Annotated in this window: 20 protein-coding genes; 16 read left to right on the top strand and 4 right to left on the bottom strand. The window is 63.0% G+C overall.

The features are described from left to right. Positions 1 to 91: 91 nt before the first annotated feature. Both G7A66_RS01130 and G7A66_RS01125 read right to left on the bottom strand, forming a co-directional pair. Complete coding sequence (locus tag G7A66_RS01130; RefSeq protein ID WP_174293867.1) at positions 92 to 1900, bottom strand: SLC13 family permease; 1809 nt, start codon at positions 1898 to 1900, stop codon at positions 92 to 94. A gap of 43 nt (positions 1901 to 1943) precedes the next feature. After that, a complete protein-coding gene (locus G7A66_RS01125) occupies positions 1944 to 2906 on the bottom strand; it encodes a hydrogen peroxide-inducible genes activator (RefSeq protein ID WP_174293866.1) in 963 nt (320 codons plus the stop codon). A gap of 110 nt (positions 2907 to 3016) precedes the next feature. Here G7A66_RS01125 and G7A66_RS01120 point away from each other — a divergent pair, with 110 nt between their 5' ends. Genes G7A66_RS01120 through G7A66_RS01110 form a run of 3 tightly spaced genes read left to right on the top strand, consistent with a single transcriptional unit; the run spans position 3017 to position 4926 of the window. Further along, positions 3017 to 3187: a DUF465 domain-containing protein gene (locus tag G7A66_RS01120; protein ID WP_174293865.1), complete on the top strand. Its 171-nt coding sequence runs from the start codon at positions 3017 to 3019 to the stop codon at positions 3185 to 3187. 28 nt (positions 3188 to 3215) lie between these two features. Further along, complete coding sequence (locus G7A66_RS01115) at positions 3216 to 4184, top strand: calcium/sodium antiporter (RefSeq protein ID WP_174293864.1); 969 nt, start codon at positions 3216 to 3218, stop codon at positions 4182 to 4184. A 16-nt stretch (positions 4185 to 4200) separates the two neighbouring features. Beyond that, complete coding sequence (locus G7A66_RS01110; RefSeq protein ID WP_232366569.1) at positions 4201 to 4926, top strand: carbonic anhydrase; 726 nt, start codon at positions 4201 to 4203, stop codon at positions 4924 to 4926. A 90-nt stretch (positions 4927 to 5016) separates the two neighbouring features. Here G7A66_RS01110 and G7A66_RS01105 read toward each other — a convergent pair whose 3' ends face one another. Continuing rightward, positions 5017 to 5265 carry a hypothetical protein gene (locus G7A66_RS01105; RefSeq protein WP_174293863.1) on the bottom strand — a complete coding sequence of 83 codons (249 nt, stop codon included), beginning with the start codon at positions 5263 to 5265 and terminating at the stop codon, positions 5017 to 5019. Positions 5266 to 5432: 167 nt separating this feature from the next. On the opposite strand from G7A66_RS01105, the gene trkA reads away from it, so the two are divergent. The 6 genes from trkA to G7A66_RS01075 all read left to right on the top strand — a co-directional run bounded on the left by trkA (position 5433) and on the right by G7A66_RS01075 (position 12193). Beyond that, on the top strand, positions 5433 to 6818 hold the full coding sequence (gene trkA / locus G7A66_RS01100) for a Trk system potassium transporter TrkA (RefSeq protein WP_174293862.1): 1386 nt from the start codon (positions 5433 to 5435) through the stop codon (positions 6816 to 6818). Continuing rightward, the gene (locus tag G7A66_RS01095; RefSeq protein ID WP_332310459.1) at positions 6815 to 8317 is read left to right on the top strand and encodes a TrkH family potassium uptake protein; all 1503 of its coding nucleotides are present in this window, start codon (positions 6815 to 6817) and stop codon (positions 8315 to 8317) included. The genes trkA and G7A66_RS01095 overlap by 4 nt, the downstream gene beginning before the upstream one ends. A gap of 629 nt (positions 8318 to 8946) precedes the next feature. Continuing rightward, entirely contained in the window at positions 8947 to 10035 is a 1089-nt protein-coding gene (locus G7A66_RS01090; RefSeq protein WP_174293861.1) for a winged helix-turn-helix domain-containing protein, read from the top strand. 177 nt (positions 10036 to 10212) lie between these two features. Then, the gene (locus G7A66_RS01085) at positions 10213 to 10719 is read left to right on the top strand and encodes an MgtC/SapB family protein (protein ID WP_174293860.1); all 507 of its coding nucleotides are present in this window, start codon (positions 10213 to 10215) and stop codon (positions 10717 to 10719) included. A gap of 101 nt (positions 10720 to 10820) precedes the next feature. Continuing rightward, complete coding sequence (locus tag G7A66_RS01080) at positions 10821 to 11546, top strand: cytochrome c oxidase assembly protein (protein ID WP_174293859.1); 726 nt, start codon at positions 10821 to 10823, stop codon at positions 11544 to 11546. Beyond that, complete coding sequence (locus tag G7A66_RS01075; protein ID WP_174293858.1) at positions 11543 to 12193, top strand: cytochrome b; 651 nt, start codon at positions 11543 to 11545, stop codon at positions 12191 to 12193. Before G7A66_RS01080 ends, G7A66_RS01075 begins: the two co-directional genes overlap by 4 nt. Here G7A66_RS01075 and G7A66_RS01070 read toward each other — a convergent pair. Beyond that, positions 12117 to 12851: a c-type cytochrome gene (locus G7A66_RS01070; RefSeq protein WP_174293857.1), complete on the bottom strand. Its 735-nt coding sequence runs from the start codon at positions 12849 to 12851 to the stop codon at positions 12117 to 12119. The genes G7A66_RS01075 and G7A66_RS01070 overlap by 77 nt on opposite strands. A gap of 108 nt (positions 12852 to 12959) precedes the next feature. Between G7A66_RS01070 and G7A66_RS01065 the strand changes: the two genes are divergently transcribed. The 7 genes from G7A66_RS01065 to G7A66_RS14050 all read left to right on the top strand — a co-directional run. Beyond that, entirely contained in the window at positions 12960 to 13313 is a 354-nt protein-coding gene (locus G7A66_RS01065; RefSeq protein WP_332310458.1) for a c-type cytochrome, read from the top strand. Continuing rightward, complete coding sequence (locus G7A66_RS14055; RefSeq protein WP_232366568.1) at positions 13306 to 14385, top strand: cytochrome c oxidase subunit II; 1080 nt, start codon at positions 13306 to 13308, stop codon at positions 14383 to 14385. The genes G7A66_RS01065 and G7A66_RS14055 overlap by 8 nt, the downstream gene beginning before the upstream one ends. Then, positions 14382 to 16919 carry a cbb3-type cytochrome c oxidase subunit I gene (locus tag G7A66_RS01050; RefSeq protein WP_174293856.1) on the top strand — a complete coding sequence of 846 codons (2538 nt, stop codon included), beginning with the start codon at positions 14382 to 14384 and terminating at the stop codon, positions 16917 to 16919. The genes G7A66_RS14055 and G7A66_RS01050 overlap by 4 nt, the downstream gene beginning before the upstream one ends. Then, positions 16912 to 17199, top strand: a complete 288-nt coding sequence (locus tag G7A66_RS01045) for a hypothetical protein (RefSeq protein WP_174293855.1) — start codon at positions 16912 to 16914, stop codon at positions 17197 to 17199. Before G7A66_RS01050 ends, G7A66_RS01045 begins: the two co-directional genes overlap by 8 nt. Before the next feature lie 89 nt (positions 17200 to 17288). Continuing rightward, entirely contained in the window at positions 17289 to 18188 is a 900-nt protein-coding gene (locus G7A66_RS01040) for a haloalkane dehalogenase (RefSeq protein WP_174293854.1), read from the top strand. A gap of 3 nt (positions 18189 to 18191) precedes the next feature. Further along, positions 18192 to 18689 carry a metallophosphoesterase family protein gene (locus tag G7A66_RS01035; RefSeq protein ID WP_174293853.1) on the top strand — a complete coding sequence of 166 codons (498 nt, stop codon included), beginning with the start codon at positions 18192 to 18194 and terminating at the stop codon, positions 18687 to 18689. Positions 18690 to 18815: 126 nt separating this feature from the next. Then, a partial coding sequence (locus G7A66_RS14050; RefSeq protein WP_269748137.1) for a proton-conducting transporter transmembrane domain-containing protein occupies positions 18816 to 19755 on the top strand: 940 nt, incomplete at its 3' end.

The following is a 19755-nucleotide window of genomic DNA, read 5'->3' as shown; positions in this document are numbered from 1 at the left end:
GACAAGGCGCCCGTTGCGTCAGGGTGCACCCCTGAAATGCCGGAGGCGGCGTTCGGGTTCCTCGAAGCTGCGCAGCGCGGTTGCGCCGCCATCAGACGCTGGCGCTGATGGCCAGGCAGGTGGCGATGCCGACCACGATGTTCATCGGCACCCCGATCTTCACGAAATCCATGAACCTGTAATTGGCCGCGCCGTAAACCAGCGTATTGGTCTGATATCCGATCGGTGTCGCGAAACTGGCGCTGGCGCCGAACATGACCGCGATCACCAGCTGGCGCGGGTCCATTCCGGCGGTCTGGGCTAGCCCGATCACGATGGGAGTCATGATGACGGCGACTGCATTGTTGGTCACGGTTTCGGTCAGCGCGCTGGTCACCGCGTAAATGGCGATCAGCAGCATCAGCGGGGTCATAGTGGACAGCCAGGGCTCCAGTGTGCCGACGATCAGATCCACGGTGCCTGCGTTCTCCAGCCCCTGTCCAAAGGCGAGCATGCCGAAGATGAGAACCAGCGTGCTGCCGTCGATGGACCCCCAGGCCTCTTCGGGTTCGATGCAGCGGGTCAGCAGAACCAGACCGACTCCGGCAAGCGCCAGCCCCTCGATGGGAAAACCGAACAATGCTGCCAGGATGACCACGCCCGCCAGGGTTCCGACCGCGATGGGCGCGCGCAGACGGCGGAAGGCGCGGACCGGCGCCTCGCTCACATCCGCAAGGGTGATGTTGGTCTGCAAGGCCTGGGCGGCGTCACTGCCGGCGGCTATCAGCAAACGGTCCCCTGCGCGCACCCGCACATTGGCAAGATCCGGCCCCGCGACATGGCGCGGGCGCGAGAGGCCGAGCACCCGCACCTTCAGCCGCGACAGCAACGGTATGTCGGCCAGCCGCCGCCCGATCACCGGGTGCGATGGCGAAATGACCGCCTGCACCAGATTGTAATCTTCCGGGCGTTCCGGTCCCGTGGTGGCGATACCCCCGCCCACCCCAGTTAGCCCCGTGCTGAAATCATCCGCTTCGGCAAGCGAGGCCAGTTCTCCGGGACTGGCGGCGACGATCAGTTGGTCGCCTGCCTTCAGGCTCCAATGCTCGAAATTGCGGCGCTCGATCGTCTTGCCGCGCTGCACGCCGATGATCCTGATTCCCGGGCGGCGGCAAATTGCGGTGCGGCCGAGTTCCCGCCCAACCAGAGTACTGTCCGCCTCGAGGATCAGATGCGAGAGGTAGACGTCGCTCTCGCTTTCGGTATCGAGGCCATGCGCCGCGCGATCCGGCAACAGGAAAGGGCCGAGTATCGCCAGTAGCACGACGCCGGTCGCGGCACTGACCAGCCCGATGCCGGTAATCTCGAAAATGCCGAAAGCGTCCATGCCGTGCGTCTGGGCCACCCCGTCGACCAGCAGGTTGGTCGAGGTTCCGATAAGCGTCAGGGTACCGCCCAGGATCGAGACGTAAGACAGGGGAATCAGCAGGCGTGTCGCCGCTATACCCATCACGCGCGCCAGCCGCTTGACGATGGGAATGAGAACGATCACCACCGGCGTGTTGTTCATGAAAGCGGATGCGAGGATCGTTCCCCCGCCGATTTCCGCCACTGCCAGGCGGGGCTTGCGCAGTGTTCGGCGGATTATCCAGCCCGACACTTCCTCCAGCACGCCCGTCCGCAGCAGCGCGCCTGACAGGATGAACATGGCGGCGATGGTAATGGGCGCCGGATTGGCGAAGACGCCCAGGGCCTCGCTCACCGGCAGAAATCCAAGCAGCATCATGGCGATGCCGGCCAGCACCGCGATGACGACTGGCGGGCGCCTTTCGAGCGCAAAGGCGACAAACACGATGACAAGCGCCACCAGTCCGATGAGGGCCGAATATTCAGAGATGAACGATTGGACCGGCTGCAGCATCTTCAGGTGCTATGCGTCGGGCCGCGAAACGGCGCCAGCCTTTTTAAAGTCCGCTCTTCCGAAAGGCTGTCGGCCTTTTCTCTGCCGGCGTGACTTGATCCTTCTCGCGCAGCAATTCTGCCGCCTTTTCACCGATCGCCTGGGCGATCACCCGATAGCTGTCGGCATAGGCCGCGCCGCGCCGCCATACAGCGGCAATCGAGCGGGTCGCCGACCAATCGAAGACAGTCAGGCGATGCACCATGTCTTCGCCGCCGACTTCCGACTGCAGGTAAAGTTCCGGCAGGATCGCCAGGCCGAGCCCCGATCCGGCCATCTGCCTGAGGCTGTCCAGGCTGGTCCCCTCGTAATCCCGCAGGAGGTCTGCATTCAGCTCCTCGCAGATATCGACAGCCTGCCGGTGAAAATGGTGGCGGCGGTCGAGGCTGAGGATACCGCTGCCCGCAAGATCCGCTTTCGTCAGGACCTGCTTGTCGACCAGTGGATTGTCCGGTGCGGCGACCAGATGCAGCCTTTCTCGAAACAGCGGCTCGATATCGATCCCCGCGCCCGTGACGGGCAAAGGCGTCAGCACCATGTCGAGCGCGCCGCGGCGCAGTTCGGCCAGCTGGTCGTCCGGGATGCCTTCCCGCATGTGCAGCCGCATATCGGGATAGGCCCGGTGCAACCGCGCCACTACCGGCGGTAGCAGGTAGGGGCCGATCGTCGGCGTCACCCCGAAGCGAACGGTACCGGCCAGTCCCGTAACGCTGCGGCGGGCCATGCCGCGCAAGTCCTCGACGCCGATCAGGATGTTCCGCGCGCGAGCCGCTATCTCGCGGCCGACGGGGGTAAGCTGAACCGGCGTGTCACCCCGCTCCACCAGAGTGATCCCGAGCCGTGTCTCGAGCGCCCGCAATTGCTGGCTCAGGGTCGGCTGTGAAACATTGACCGAGGCCGCGGCTCGCCCGAAATGCTGCGCATCCGCCAGCGCCACCAGATATTGCAACTGCCGCAGACTCGGCATTCAGGGCTCCTTCGCGATAGGCTGCCTCTATCGTATCAGCGGATCTGTTTCAATTGGCTTATCTCGCCGCAAGTCGCCAGATTGGTTCAACCAGAAGCAAGGAGAGAGACATGACCGATCTACTCGATTCCCTTCAGGAACGTCACCGGGTCCTTAACCGCCGGGTCGACAATTGCCGCGCTGCCGGACGGCAGGAAGAACTGAAGATGGCGAAGCGTATCAGGCTCCGCCTGAAGGACCGGATCGCTTTGCTGCGGCAACGCATTCCGGCTGCCGGGTGAGGCTTAGAAAAGGGCACTGCCCGCACTTGTGACGTTCACGATTTTCCTGGTGGCCGCTGGCCTTCTCGCGCTCGTCCTGGGTGGAGAAATCCTGGTGCGTGGCGCGGTTGGACTGGCGGCGAAGGCGGGCGTGCAACCGCTCGTCATCGGCCTGGTCGTTGTCGGCTTCGGCACGTCCATGCCGGAACTGGTGACGAGCGTCGAGGCGTCGCTCGCCGGATCGCCGGCAATCGCCTGGGGCAATATCGTCGGTTCCAATCTCGCCAACAGCCTGCTGATCCTCGGCATCGCTGCGCTTGTTACCCCCATCGCGATTGCATCCGACAATCGCCTGCGCGATCCGGTGTTCGCGCTGGCAGGCAGTGTTCTGCTGGCTCTTTTGGCGATCACCGGTCTCGGTAGCGTTCTTGCGGGCCTCATCCTCCTTGCCTGTCTTTTCGCCTACATCGGCTGGGCCTATATAGACGGCCGCCGCCGCTATTCCGCTGGCACCGGTAGCCCATCCGGCATGGATGGTGACGAATTCGCGGGAGCAGCTTCGGAAGACGGCTGGACAAAGCCGGTCATGCTCACCCTGCTCGGCCTCGCGATCCTTATTGGCGGCGGACGCATGCTGGTCATCGGAGCGATCGATCTGGCGCGGATCGCGGGACTGACGGAGACCCTGATCGGGCTTACCATCGTCGCGATCGGGACATCGCTTCCCGAACTCGTCACCTCGGTCATCGCGGCTCGCAAGGGCGAAGCGGGCGTGGCGTTCGGAAATGTGATAGGCTCCAACATCTACAACATCTTCGGGATCGGCGGCGCGGCCATGCTGCTGGCCCCGGCAGGGCTGCCGAAGGATCTCTGGCCGGCCGACATCGGCCTCGTGGTCGCCAGCGCCTTGGCGATCTTCCTGCTGGTGCTGTTTCCGCGTGCCGTAACCCGCGTTCCGGCCGTGGCCCTGGTGGCACTCTACGCCGCCTACCTCGTATATCTTATAGTCAACGCGTGAAAACAGGAGTGATCCAATGATTTCCAGACGAAACATTCTCGCCGGAGCAGCCGCAGCAGGCGGCGCGGCAGCCGTCAGCGGCATGGCCGCAGCGCAGTCGCCCGTAGCTGCCCCTCTTGCCCCCGTGTACAAGGGCAAGACCACGCTGTCGCCCGACGAGGCACTCGCGCTGCTGATCGAAGGCAACCGCAATTTCCTCAACGATGTTCCGACTGCGGCGGCGGTGGGTCGCGAACGGCGGCTCGAAATCGCCAAGGGCCAGGCTCCCTTTGCAGCCTATGTCACCTGTTCGGACAGCCGGGTTTCACCGGAGATCCTGTTCGGACGCGGGCTGGGTGAATTGTTCATCATCCGCAATGCCGGCAACACCGTCGATACCGTCGCGCTCGGGTCGGTCGAATATGCGGTCGCCGAACTGGGCGTCCCGCTGGTCGTCGTGATGGGCCACGAAAGCTGCGGCGCTGTCTCGGCCGCCCAGGCAGTGGTCACCGACAATGCCACCTATCCCGGCAGCATCGGGCAGATGATCGAACCGATCATCCCTGCGGTGCTTTCCGTCCGCGGCAAGGAAGGCAACATGCTCGACAATGCCATTCGCGCAAACGTGTCGCGCGTGGTCAATCACCTGCGTACCACGACCGACCCCCTGCTTCTCGAACCGCAGAAGACCGGTCAGCTCAAGGTCGTGGGCGCCTATTACAACCTCGAGACCGGCGCCGTCGACTTCTTCGACCGGCCCTGAGACTGACACATCATGCCGGGTGGCTGGAGCAGTCCAGTCGCCCGGCGTTTTACCGGCTGCGAAAGAAAGCGCCTGTCTGCCTGCAGCCGGTCAATCGCGCTTGCCGGTCCATTTGGCGACGATCTCCGCCCGCGGCATGTCCGAAGCCGACTCGGTCGCGGCAACGGCAACCGGGCGATGGTGAACGCAGAGGATCGTCAGGTAATGCGTCCCCCCGTCATATTGCGCCTCGATCCGGTCGCCGGGGGAAGGTAGCCCGAGAAACTTGAATTCGCCCCAATCCTGCGACGGGGCGCCGTAAGAGCCCCGTTCCACCAGCAGCTTTCCCGAAACGGCCATCTCGCTTCCCCTTTTCTGTCGCACCTTCTTATTCCCCAGGCAGTACTCCGTCCGCAACCCTAAAGCGCTGACCAGGCAAGCAACTCGACCGGCGCTGCGCCAAGGCAACGCTTGTCTGCCGACGCATCCAGCCTCTATGGCGGCGCGAACACAGCGGGGGCGATCCCATGAAAGTCATCATCTGCGGCGCCGGGCAGGTCGGCACGACCATCGCACGGCACCTTGCTCGCGAAGATATCGATGTAACCGTCATCGATATCGACGAGGAGCAGGTGCATCAAGTCGATCAGAATTATGAAGTTCGCGGCGTGACCGGCCATGCCTCGCATCCCGCGGTCCTCAAACAGGCGGGCGCGAAAAACGCCGATATGCTGATCGCGGTTACGCAATCGGACGAGGTGAACATGGTTGCCTGCCAGGTCGCCTATTCCCTGTTCAATGTGAAATACCGGATCGCGCGCTTGCGGCATGCGGGCTACATAGCGCAGCATGGGGCCGGACTTTACGCGGCGGAACATCTCCCCATCGACGTCGTCATCTCACCCGAAATCGAGATCGCCAGCGGCATCGAAAGGCGGCTGCGTACTCCAGGCGCCTTCGACATGCTTCCACTTGCCGGCGACAGGATCGAACTGCTCGGCATCCACACCCTTTCCGCCGACGCGCCGGTTATCGGCAAGACGATCGAGCAAATCTCGACCGATTGCGGCCTGAGCGGGGCGACTGTCCTCGCGATAATACGCGACGGAAACTGCTTCACGCCCGAAGCAGACGACCGGATCGCGCTTGGCGACGATGTCTATGTTCTCGCCAGCACGGACGAGATCGACGCAGTTATGGCCGCCTTCAGTCATGACGAGAAGGAAGCCCGCAGGATCGTAATCGTCGGCGGGGGCAATGTGGGACTGCATCTGGCGCGCAAGTTGCAGGCCGAGAACCGCCGGCTCAATCTGAAGATCATCGAACGCGACCCGGCGCGCGCCAGCTTCGCGGCACGGGAACTCGGTGACAATGTCGTGGTGCTGCAAGGCGACGCTCTGGACCGGATGCTGCTGAACGAAGCCGGAGTCGGGTCGAGCGACACCATCATCACGGTCACCGACGATGATGAAACCAACATCTTCGCAGCCGTTCTGGGCAAGGAAGCAGGCTGTTCGCGTGCAATTACGCTTGTAAACAAGCGGTCCTACGAAGCCTTGTTGCCGACGCTCGGCATCGATGCAGTCGTCAATCCGAGCACCCTGACGATCTCGACCGTCCTGCGCCACATCCGCCACGACTCAATCTCGGCGCTTTACACGCTCAGGGAAGATTTCGGCGAGGTGATCGAGGCCGAGATCACCGCATCCTCGCGCCTGATGGGCCAGCCGCTGGGGCGGCTCGACCTGCCGCGCGGTATGAAAATCGGTGCGATCATACGCGACGATCTCGTCATCTTCCCGACGCCCGACCTTGAGATCAGGCAGGGCGACCGTGTTGTCGCTCTGGTGGTCTACAGCGCCCTGCGCCTGGCCGAAGCCCTGCTGGGGGCAAAGAAATCGCGCTTCCGGTGAGAAGGGGGCGCCCGATCTTCCACCCTCGTCTGGGATGGCTGGCGGGCGGTGCGAAACCGGTCCTCTACCTCGTGGGCATGGTCCTCCTAGCTACCTCCGCCATGATGCTCATTCCCATGTTCGTCGATCTGGCGAATGATTCCGGGGACTGGAGAGCGTTCGCGCTGGCCGTGACCGGCGGCGGAGCCCTGGGTCTGGTTCTGGTAAGCGCCTTTCGCGGATCGCTGGCGCAGGGGCTCAACCTGCGGCAGGCGTTCCTGCTGACACCGCTCAGCTGGTTCAGCGTCGCGGCACTCAGCGCCGTGCCGCTTTATCTGACGCCCTTCGGCGCCACCAGCGGAGATGTGACGAACGCCTTTTTCGAGGCGATCTCCGGCATCACGACAACCGGCTCCACGGTCATTTCCGGCCTGGAGGATGCGCCGCCGGGCCTGCTGACCTGGCGGGCGCTACTGCAATGGATGGGCGGCATCGGGATCATCGCCATCGCAATCGCGGTGCTGCCCGCACTCGGCATCGGCGGAATGCAATTGTTCCGCACGGAATCCTCGGATCGTTCCGAGAAGGTCCTGCCCAAGGTGAGACAGATCGCGGCGGCCATTGGCAGCGTCTATCTCGGCATTACGATCCTGGCGGCGGCAACCTACTGGTTGCAGGGAATGACCCTGTTCGAGGCTGTCCTGCACGCCCTGACCACGATCTCGACCGGCGGCTATTCCACGTCCGACAGTTCCTTCGGCAATTGGGAGGCCAATGGCATCCAGTGGACCGGAACCCTGTTCATGCTGGCGGGCGGCATACCGTTCGTTCTTTATGTCCGGCTGCTGGCCGGCGACAGGCGCGCGCTGTTCGACTCGCAGGTCAGAAGCTTTGTCCTGTTCCTGGCATTCACCATTGCCGTGACCGGCACCGCCCTGTTCCTCTCGGGTCTTTACGATGCCGAGGCAGCCTACCGCTTCGCTGCCTTCAACATCGTGTCGGTGGTGACGACGACCGGCTACGCCACCACGGATTACACGCTGTGGAGCAACGTCGCGGTGGCGATGTTTTTCGGACTGACCTTCGTCGGGGGCTGCACCGGTTCCACGGCAGGCGGGATCAAGATCTTCCGCTTCGAAGTCATGTACGTGATGCTGAAATCGCATTTCCGGCAATTGCTCTATCCCAACAGCGTCGTCGCCAAGACGTATAATGGCAGGCCACTGACCGACGATGTCATCAATTCAGTGGTCGTCTTCTTCGCCATCTTCTTCGCCGCCTATTCCGCGCTCACCATCATGCTGATGGCCATGGGGCTGGATTTCCTCACCAGCGCCAGCGGTGCCGTCACAGCTCTTGCGAATGTCGGCCCCGGCATGGGGGACACGATCGGGCCGGCTGGCAATTTTTCCACCCTTCCCGATCTGGCCAAATGGCTCCTGTCCTTCGGCATGCTGCTGGGCCGACTGGAACTGTTTACCGTGCTGATCCTGTTCTACCCGCGCTTCTGGCGCAGCTGACCACCAGCCCTCCTGCGCCGACTTGCGGAACAGCATGGCGGACATAAGCCAGCCGCCCGTCCAGATCAGCGTGAACACCCAGGTAAAGTGCCCCTGCAACTGGATGATGACCCCGACCAGCACCTGCGCGGCGGCGGTGGCCATCATCGCAGTAGCCATTCCGCGGGGAGTAAAGCGTGCTCCGATGGCCGCGAACAGCGCCAGCAGCGGAATGAGATTGAACCACAGATTGATCGGCTCGTCCTCGCTGCCGACGATGCCAACGGCTCCATTCGCCCATATCATCAGCAGCCCTGCACCCAGCGCAATGGCGGCGCCGCCGCGATAGGCCCCGCTGCCGCTGGCACGCACCGCCATCTCGAACGCGAGGCCAACGCCGCCCAGCATGACGATGGCGAAGATGAAGTCCGAAGCCGTCCAGCTGACCTCTGCGGTGAATTGCATCGCCACTGCCGGAAGGGCGATGAGCGCCGCGATCACGCTCCACCCGATGATGCGCCACGGGTTCCAGAACCGGCGCGGGCTTCTCGTTGCGTTGCTGTTCATCATATTGCCTCCTTGCTGTTAACGCGCCATCATTGGCCTATCGAGGGGTGAGCGGCATGAGCCAAAGATGAGCAATCGCTGAAATGAGCCATTCCGCAGTGCAATTCGGACCATTCCGCCTCGATCTGGCCAATCGCCGCCTGTCGCGGGGCGGCAGGACGGTCGATCTGGGCACCCGCTACATGGATGCGCTGATCCTGCTGCTGGAGAGCAAGGGGACGCTCGTCGCAAAAGACCGGTTCATGGACGAGGTCTGGCGCGGCGTGCCCGTGACCGACGAAGCCTTGACGCAGGCCATCCGCACCCTGCGCCGCGCCCTTGGCGACAGCGCTTCGGCTCCGAAGTTCATCGAAACGGTGCCCAAGCATGGCTACAGGTTCATCGCTCCGATCACTAACGTGGAGGAGCGGAGCGTTGAGCAGAGCAATGAGGATCAGGCGATCTCGCGCGCTGCCTTCATGCGGATTGTTCTGGCGGGCATTCAGGGTGCACTGGGGGCAGGCCTGATCGTGGGGATGCTTTACGGCTTCATCGGGGCGGCTCAAATCTCGGCCCAGAGCGGCGGCGGCGCCCTCTCTTTACTGCTCGTGCTGGTCCTCGTGTCGCTGCTTTCGGCGGGCGTCGCTGGTGGAGGCATCGCCGCAGGTCTGGCGGCATCAAAATTCATCGCGCCGATGCGCTGGTATTGGGTCGTGGGGGGCGGCGCAATCGGAGGCCTGATCGTGGGCGCCTTCGCCAATCTACTGGGAAGCGATGCGTTCCGTCTGTTGTTCGGCCGAACAGTCGACCCGTTTGCAGGAGCGGTCGAGGGCCTGATCCTGGGCGGCGCCGCGGGCCTTGCAATGCTCTGGGTCCGGGGCGGACTGTGGATGAGCGTCGCCATCGCGGCGATGCTGGGTCTTGGTGCAGGGCTTGGGATTGCCCTGCTGGACGGACGAATGATGGCAGGCAGCCTTCAGGAACTCGTCAGCGCCTTCCCATCGTCGCAATTCCGCCTCGACGGCATCGGCGGGTTACTCGGTGAAACCGGGATGGGGCCGGTGGGCCGAACCATCACCGGCGCTGTGGAAGGTGCCGTCTTCCTTGGCGCGATGAGGTGGAGCCTCCGCGGCTCTTTCACAGGTCGCTACGCCGCCCATACGCACGCGTCCGAACAGCTGGACGCCAGCTAAGCGCACGACTTCTCCCTTGCAATTCAATAATATCGGGAACGGGAGCTGATGAAGCCCATTGAGCACCTATCGCAATTGGAGACATCTGAGACATGCGAAGCATGATCTGGTTCGAGGGCTGCATTCGTAGCCCTCGAACTCTGCTTTTCATGTGTCAGCAGATAGCAAAGGCAAGGAATGCTCGAACAATTTCTAGGCCGTGACGATTTCGATATCCTGCCGCATCTTGTGGCGATTTCTCTAGCCTATCTGCTTGCCGTGCCCATCGGCTGGAACCGCGAAAAGACCGAGCGAAGCGCCGGATTGCGAACTTTTCCGCTGGTCGCAGTGGCAAGCTGCGGATTCATCCAGGCGTCGGAAAATCTGGTTGCCGATGCACCTGAAGCAATGGCCCGAATACTTCAGGGCCTTATCGCTGGCATGGGCTTCATCGGCGGTGGCGCGATCCTGCAATTGAAGGGTTCCGTCAAGGGGACTGCTACGGCGGCGAGTCTGTGGATCACCGGCGCGATCGGCGCTTCGGTCGCCCTGGGCAGTCTGGATGTGGCTGTCATGCTGTCGCTGATTACGATGTTCACCCTCTGGGTCATGGCGCCCATCAAGCATATGGCGCCGCTGCACGAGGACGAAAGCGACAGGAAAGAGAAGGATGGTGATGAGCCCGCCGATGCGCGAGAGCTCTGATTGCATTTGATATGCAGGTGTTCGGCGCGCTACGGTCGAGGGGAACGCGAGGCGTCCGGCGGGCGTATACAGCCTGTGAGGCTGACGGCTCTTGAAGGGGAATGCATTTGCCGAACTGGTTGCCATATTGCGGTCAGGCGCCCCTGCCCGCCGAGTGGCTGGCCCGGTGGAATTTCGACCCGGTGCTGATTGCGGCCCTGTTGCTAACAGGCTTTGCCGCCTACTTCTGGAGGACAGACCTGCGCCCGAGGGCGGCTGCGGCGGCAATGGGCATTGCGGTCTTTCTCTATATATCACCATTCTGCGCGCTCGGTTCGGCGCTGTTTACCGTTCGTATCGTGCATGATGTGATCCTCGTGGCGGCGCTTGCTCCGTTGCTGGCTGCTGCCCTGAAGCTGGAGCAACGGCATATTCCCGGGTCACTGTGGGTCTGGACCGCCATTCATGCGCTCACCTTCTGGCTGTGGCATGCTCCGCCGCTTTACGAACTGGCGATGGGCAGCGATGCGGTGTTCTGGGCCATGCAGGTCAGCCTGACGGGAACAGCTGCGATCTGGTGGGCGAAGATCATCCGCGCGCCTGCGCCGTCGGCCGCGACGATGCTGCTGGCGACGATGGTCGCCATGGGAGCATTGGGCGCGCTGCTGACTTTCGCGCATCGCCCGCTCTATGCGGTTCACTGGCTGACCACGCAAGGCTGGGGGCTGTCCGCGCTCGAGGATCAGCAGATCGCGGGCATCGTCATGTGGGCACCGGCAAGCCTCGTCTATCTGCTCGCCGCGCTGACGATCCTCTATCGCTCCTTCGGCCGGGAAGCCGCCGCGTGAAGCTGCATCGCCTGGTCCGTCAATGGGCGATCAGCTACACGAAGAACGGCAAATATTCGCCCATCGGCATCTGGTTCCACTGGATCATGGCGGCGCTCGTGCTGTTTCAGCTTGGTTACGGATGGCTGCTGTCACGCTATCCGGTGGGCGGCGACAAGCTGGCGGCCTATGCGCTGCACAGCCAGATCGGCCTTTCCATCCTGCTGCTGGCTATCCTGCGCTTCGTCTGGCGGCTGTTCATCCCCGACCCGATCAACGACGCCGATGCGCCCGGCTGGCAGAGCACGGCGGCGCATTACACGCACTACCTGTTCTATACCCTTTTCGCGCTGTTGCCGCTGAGCGGTTGGGCCATGTGGTCAGCGATCCAGCCGGTCGAACCGCTGCGCCTTGCAGGGCTGATCGAAATTCCGGCCATGCCGTTCCACACTCTGTCGCCCGCATGGCAATATGAGGTGATGGGCTGGGCGGAAAGCTTGCATGTCGTTGGTGTCGTCGGGCTGACGCTGCTGGTGCCGCTACATGTCGGCGCGGCGCTGAAACACCATTTCTGGGACCGCGACGATACGGTTACGGGCATCCTGCCGGAAATCCGGGACGACGAAACGGCTCCAGATCATGCGCAATATAGTCCGCCAGCGGCTTGATCTCCTCCTCCCGCAGATTGCTTGCGGCCTCGTGCATGACTTGCAGCGGGTCGCCATATCTCCGGCCCTGCCGCCACGCGCGCAACTGTTCGGCAAGATAAAGGCTGCTCTGCCCCACCAGCGACGGGTTGCCTGCGCCAAGACCCGTCGCCTGCGGCCCGTGGCATGCGGCGCAGGCTTGCAGGCCCCGATCGGGAATGCCCTCCTGATAGATCAGCGCCGCTTCCGCGAAATCGCATTGGCGGTCCGTCGCCAGAGCAATCCGCCGGTCCAGGGGATCGGGTTCTGGGATCGGCATCTCCGCGTAATATTGAGAGACGGCGAGGCGTTCTTCGGAATCGAGCCGCGCCGACAGCCAGCTCATCTGCGGATGCTGCCGCTGGCCTTCGGCGAAGAAGATCATCTGGCGCACCAGATAGCCGCTGTTCAGCCCTGCGATGCGGGGAACCAGCGCTCCGTCGCCTCCGCCGTTCAGCCCGTGGCAGGTGTGACAGGCGGCCTGCGCCCCGGCATCGCCGCCCGACAGCGCAATCAGTTCCCCGCTGTCGTCGAAAGGGTCGGCCACCGCATCGGGGCTGCACGAGGACAGCACCATCCCCAGCGCCTGAAGACATGCGGAAGAGAGTATCCGGCTGATGGGCATGAATCTAAATGACATATTGCCCGGAACGATCCGCGCATTTACCCGGTTCCCATGCGAATGGGGCGTATGCACAGACGGGCACGATGGTTGCCAGGGATTTTCGCCCGGCTTGCAAAAGCCGCAGTGCTGACGGCCTGTGCCTGCATTTCGGCATGCAAGGACCCGGTGCAGACCCGGCGCGAACCTGCGGAAGGAGCAGCAGCGCGCGGCCTTGTCGCCATCAAGGATGCCGGTTGCGGATCGTGTCACGAGATTCCGGGCCTGGACTGGCCCAAGGGTCGTCTCGCTCCATCGCTGAAGGGTTTCGACGACGTTGGCCTGATCGCCGGGCAATTACCGAACCGCCCGGAAGTGCTGGCCGCCTTCGTCCGCAACGCGCCGCTGGTGAAGCCGGGATCCACCATGCCGCCCATGCCCATCACCGAGCAGGAAGCGCAGGATATTGCGTCTTATCTTTATGGAATAGATCATGATTGATGCGCTTTGGGGTTGGCCGCCGCCGGTCCTCGACCCGGCAGGCCCCTATGCCGCGAAGGTCACCACCCTTGCCTGGTCGCTGTTCGCGCTCGGCGTCATAGTCACGCTGATCGTGATTGCCGCGCTCTGGGCCGCGATCAAGGGGCCTCCCAGGGTACAGGCCATGCTGGGCGGCGAACGGGCGATCTGGATCGGCGGAGTGGCCTTTCCCGGTATTGTACTGACCGCTTTGCTGATCTGGGGACTAACGCTCACCGCCACGCTCACCGATCCGATCGAAGGTGACGAAATGCGCATCCGCGTGACGGGTGAGATGTGGTGGTTCCGGGTGCAATATCTGGACGATCAGGGCCGCGTCATCATGGAAGACGCGAACGAGATTCACATCCCCGTGGGCCAGCCGGTGTTGCTCGAACTGGAATCGGGCGATGTCATCCACAGCTTCTGGGTGCCGCATCTTTCGGGCAAGAAGGACATGATTCCGGGGCGCCGGACGCTGCTGCTGGTAGAGGCTGACAGGCCCGGCGAATTCGGCGGTGTATGCGCGGAATATTGCGGCGCGCAACACGCGCTGATGGGCTTCGTCGCCGTGGCGCATGAACCTGCTGCCTGGCGTGAATGGCGCGACGCGCGGCTGGCGCGGCTCGCGGCTGCGGACGGACCTATCGAAACGGAACTGGATATCGCCCGGACTGCCGCCGACAATTCCTTCGATGCTCCCGCCGATGCGCTGGCGATCGAAGCGGAGCGCGCCGGTGCAATATCGCCCCTTCCCGTGCCTGTCGCCACAGGTGATGCGCCGCTGGGCCGCAGGCTGTTCATGGATGTCGGATGCGCCGCCTGCCACCGTGTTGCCGGGACCGAGGCGAACGGTCTTGCCGGGCCGGACCTGACCCATGTCGGATCGCGCCTTACCCTTGGCGCGGGAATTCTGCCCAATCATCTGGGCACCATGATGGGATGGATCGGCGACAGCCAGTCGATCAAGCCGGGCAACCGGATGCCGAGCTACGACATGCTGAGCGCCGAAGAACTCGAAGCGATCGCCCTCTGGCTCGAGCAGCAGAAATGAGGTCCGAAACCGGCTTCGACCATTCGCTTTACGACCGCTTCCCCACAGCCAGGCGCCCGCAGAGCGAGGTCGACGAACTGGAGGAGATCTGGAACGCACCGAAAGGCTGGCGCCGCCTGACAGCCGTCAACAACAATTATGTCGGCTTCTGGTATGTCGTGACGGCCTTCGGCTTCTTCCTGGCCGCCGGGATCCTCGCGCTGGGCATGCGGGTGCAGCTTGCCGCGCCCATGCAGGACTTTTTGGGCGTGGACACCTACAACCAGTTCTTCACCATGCATGGCACGGTGATGATGTTCCTGTTCGCCGTGCCGATGGTCGAGGCGATCGGCGTCATGCTGCTGCCGCAGATGCTGGCGGCGCGAGATCTACCCTTCCCGCGCCTGTCGGCCTATGCCTATTGGGCCTACGCCGTGGGGGGGACGCTGTTCTTCCTGTCGCTGTTCGTGGGGCTTGCTCCCGATGGCGGATGGTTCATGTATCCGCCGCTCACCAGCATCGCCTTCAGCCCCGACATCAACACCGATTTCTGGCTTTTGGGCATCGGCTTCATCGAGATTTCCGCCATTGCCGGGGCGATCGAGATCATCGTCGGAGTCCTGCGCACCCGCGCGCCGGGCATGACGCTGGACAAGATGCCGATGTTCGCCTGGGCCATGCTGGTCTTCGCCGTCATGATCGTGGTCGCCTTCCCCAGCGTCATCCTGTGCACCATGCTGCTGGAGATCGAGCGGGCCTTCAACTGGCCCTTTTTCGATGCCACCCGCGGCGGCGATCCGCTGCTGTGGCAGCACCTTTTCTGGTTTTTCGGCCACCCGGAAGTCTACATCATCTTTATTCCAGCGGCGGGTCTGATGTCGATGATGGTCGCCTCCGTCGCGCGTACCAAGCTGGTCGGATACAGGCTCAACGTGCTTGCCCTGGTGGCGACCGGCTTCATCAGTTTCGGCGTCTGGGCGCATCACATGTTCACGACAGACATGCCGCGCGTGTCCGCCGGCTATTTCTCGGCGGCCAGCATGGCGGTGAGCCTGCCCGCCGGGATTCAGGTGTTCTGCTGGATAGCGACGCTGGCCAGCGGCAAGATCAAGTGGACCACGCCGGCCCTGTTCGTGGTCGGCAGCGTCGTCATCTTCACCATGGGAGGCCTCACCGGTGTGATGGTCGGCATGGTGCCGTTCGACTGGCAGGCGCACGACACCTATTTCATCGTCGCGCATCTCCACTACGTGCTGATGGGCGGCATGGTCTTCCCGATGTTTGCCGCCTTTTATCACTGGCACGGCATGACCAGCAGCAGGGCCTTGTCGGACAAGGTCGGCAAATGGGTGTTCGGGCTGATGTTCGCTGGCCTCCACATCACTTTCCTCCCCATGCATCTGACCGGGCTGATGGGCATGCCGCGCCGCGTCTATACCTATCTGCCGGGGCGAGACCTCGACCTGCTGAACATGATCTCCACCGTCGGAGCATTCGTCCTTGCCTCCGGCGTGTTGCTGTTCCTGGTAGATTGCGCGCGAAACTTCCGGTTCACCACGACGGACGATGCCGGCAATCTCTATGATGGCGGCACTCTGGAATGGTTGCCGACGGGGCTCTATTCGACCCGCTCCATCCCCCTCGTTCGTTCCCGCGAGCCGCTTTGGGACCGCCCGGAGATTTCAAGGGAGGTCGAAGAGGGCCGCTATTTCCTGCCCTATTCGGCGACCGGCAATCGCGAAACGCTGATCACCTCCACCGTGATGGCAGAACCGCAATATATCCAGCTCATGCCCGGCCCCTCGCGCTGGCCGATGTCTGCCGCGATCTTCACCGCAGGCTTCTTCCTGTCCCTGACGGTCAAGGCCTATCCCTTTGCGATCTTCTGCGGGATCATCGCCGTCGTCAGCACCTTGCGATGGCTGTGGGAAACCGACCGCCCGATCAGGCAGGACACGGCCGACATCGGCGGCGGGATCGAAGTGCCCATCGCCATAACCGGTCCGCAGAGCCACGGCTGGTGGGCCTTGAACACGCTGATGGTCGTCATCGGCATGATCGGCTTCATGGCCCTGTTCGCCTATTTTTACCTCTTCGGCATCAATCCCGAGGTCTGGAGCGCTCCGCCGCCCCTGAGGCAGACGGCGGTGATCGTCGCGCTGGAGGTCGCGGCCCTTGCCGCTGCATGGGGCGGGCGCCGCGTTCTTGCTGCGCGGGAAGGCAAGCAGGCGGGTGACCTTCCGTGGGTGCTGGAGGCGCTTGCCGCCGCCTTGCTGGTGGGTGCGCTCTACCTCGATATCATCGGGTGGCTGGGCACGGGCCTTTCCCCCACCCTGAACGGGATGGGCGCAACGGTTTTCATGCTAACCGTCCTGCAGGCGCAGGTCGTAATCATCGCCTGCATAATGGCGGCCTATCTTGCCTTGCGCGAAGCCCGCGGGATCATGACCACGCCGACGAATGTCACCATGGATATTGTCCGGCGTTTCATCATGTTCTGCGCCGTGCAGGGCATGGTCTTCACCATCGTGCCGCGAGTGTTCCCCGGTGGCTGAGCAAGGCGAACCCATCGATCAGCCGGTGATCTACCGCACCTTTCTGTTCGCCTTCGTCATCTGGGCGGCCCATTTCATGGTGGCGTACGGCGCGGCGCTGGTGTTTCCCGGCGAACCGCTCGCCCGCTGGATAGCGATACTTGCCTTGCTTGCCGCCTTGGCCGCGCTGTTTATCTGGATGCGGCGGCTCGGCAAGCCGCGCCCGTATCTTGCGCTGGCTGCGCTGGGCCTTTCGGCGGTTTCGGTCATATTCGGCACCTTTCCGGCGTTCGTCGGGTGATCGGCGGAACGCCAGCGGTGTGACGCTAAAGCTTCCCGGCTCGCCGCGGGCTTGCTAATCATTCGAGCTGAACAGGCAGGAGGCGGCGCATGATCAAGGCACTACGGACACCGGACGAACGTTTCAACGAACTTCCCGATTACAACTTCGCGCCTCATCACATGGAAAACCTGCGCGGCTTCGATGGCTTGCGGATGCATTATCTCGACGAAGGAGCCCGTAATGGGTCGGTATTCCTCTGCCTGCACGGCCAGCCGACATGGTCCTATCTCTATCGCAAGATGATCCCCGTCTTCGCGCAGGCGGGCCGCGTGATCGCGCCGGATCTGTTCGGCTTCGGCCGATCCGACAAGCCCGTGGATGACGAAGTCTATACTTTCGATTTTCACCGCAACTCGCTCCTGCGCCTGATCGAGGCACTGGATCTCGAGAACATCACTCTCGTCTGCCAGGATTGGGGCGGCCTGCTGGGACTTACCCTGCCGGTCGAATTTCCTGAGAGGTTCGAACGGCTCATCGTCATGAACACGGGGATCGGAACCGGAGAACGCCCGCTTGGCGACGGGTTCGAAGCATGGAAACTCTACAACCGTTCGCAACCGGACCTCGCCGTCGGCGCCTTGGTCAAGCGCGCCACTCCGATCCTGTCGGACGACGAGGTTATGGCCTATGACGCACCTTTCCCCGACGTTCGCTACAAGGGGGGCGTGCGGCGCTTCCCCGAACTGGTTCCGCCTGCGCCGGACGCTCCGGGTGCGGAAAGATCAAGGCAGGCGCGGGACTACCTGCGGGACGAATGGGCGGGCAAATCCTTCATGGCCGTCGGCAAGCAGGACCCGGTGATCACGCCTAATGCGATGCAGGCCTTGCGCGCACAGATCCGCGGCTGCCCCGAACCGATGCTGGTAGAGGATGCCGGACATTTCGTGCAGGAATGGGGGGAGCCGGTCGCCCGCGCCGCACTGCGCGCTTTTGAGGAACCTGCCTGAGACGTGGCTGTCTTCTTCACCGCCGATACGCATTTCGGGGACCACCGCACCATCAACATCCATCGCCGGCCATTCGAGTCCGCCGGTCTCATGGACGAGGCGTTGATCCGGAACTGGAACGAAGCGATCGGGCCACAAGACGAAGTCTGGCACCTGGGGGACTTCTGCCGCAAGGCGAGCGATGCCGAAGCCTATCTGGAACGGCTGAACGGCCACAAGCATCTGATCTGCGGCAACAACGACCCGGCCACCTTGCGCGACCTGCCCGGCTGGGCGAGCGTGCACGATTATCACGAAATGACCGTACAGGGACGGCTGATCGTGCTCTGCCATTATCCTTTCCGCAGCTGGAACGGCCAGCACAAGCGATCGATCAATCTGCACGGCCACAGCCACGGGAAGATGAAACCCATCCTGCGGCAACTGGACGTCGGGGTGGATGCTGTGGATTTCCGGCCCATCGCACTCGAGGCAATCTTCGAACGTCCAGGCTTCGCATGATGTATCTGGGCGCCAAGGTCGGGAATTCTGTACAGCAAACCGGCATAGAACGCTGGCCATGGCCCTGCCGATTTGCCTAAGCTGCAACCAACAGCTACGCGGCCAACGGATTATGTCGAACTGCTCATGACGCCTTCCCTGACCCTGATTCTCCTTACTGTCCTGCCTTTCGCAGCAGCGATCCTGATTGCGGGCCTGGCGGATCGCGGCAGGGGCGTTCACGCCCTGATTGCGGCTGGTGCAAGTGCGCTCGGCCTCGCCCTCGTCATATCGGTCGCCGGGCGCGTACTCGATGGAGGCGGCATCGCGACGTCGGCCAGCTGGGTTCCTGCAATCGGGCTGGATTTTTCGCTGCTCATGGACCCGCTGGGCCTCATGTTCGCAGGCCTGATCCTGGGGATCGGCCTGCTGGTCATGATCTTCGCCCACTTCTATCTTGCGGAAGGCGAGGCGACAGGCCGCTTCTTCGCGACGCTGATGCTGTTCCAGGGCGCGATGCTGGGCATCGTCATCTCGGGCAATGTCCTGCTGCTGCTTGTGTTCTGGGAACTGACCAGCCTGTCATCCTTCCTGCTGATCGGCTTCTGGCGGCACAATCCGGATGCACGGCAGGGCGCGCGCATGGCACTGGCGATAACCGGCGGCGGCGGCCTCGTCCTGATCGCGGGCATGCTGCTGCTCGGGGTCGTGGCCGGTTCCTTCGACCTGTTGACCATCCTGCAAAGCCGGGAAGTGGTGCAGGCATCGCCACATTATCCGGCCATCCTGATCCTGATCCTGATCGGCTGCTTCACGAAATCTGCGCAGTTCCCGTTCCACTTCTGGCTGCCGCACGCGATGGCGGCACCGACGCCGGTGAGTGCGTATCTGCATTCCGCGACCATGGTGAAGGCGGGTGTTTTCCTGCTGGCCCGCCTGTGGCCGGTGTTGTCGGGTACAGAGCTTTACACCGTCATCGTGACGCTCGTCGGCCTGACGACCATGCTGTTCGGCGCATGGGTGGCGATCTTCCGGCATGATCTGAAGGCGATCCTCGCTTATTCGACGATCAGCCAGCTTGGCCTGC

It is taken from the genome of Alteripontixanthobacter muriae (assembly GCF_013336795.1).
Classification (GTDB): Bacteria; Pseudomonadota; Alphaproteobacteria; order Sphingomonadales; family Sphingomonadaceae; genus Pseudopontixanthobacter; species Pseudopontixanthobacter muriae.
Note: the sequence above shows the minus strand (reverse complement) of the source record. Positions and strands in the feature narration are given on the sequence as shown.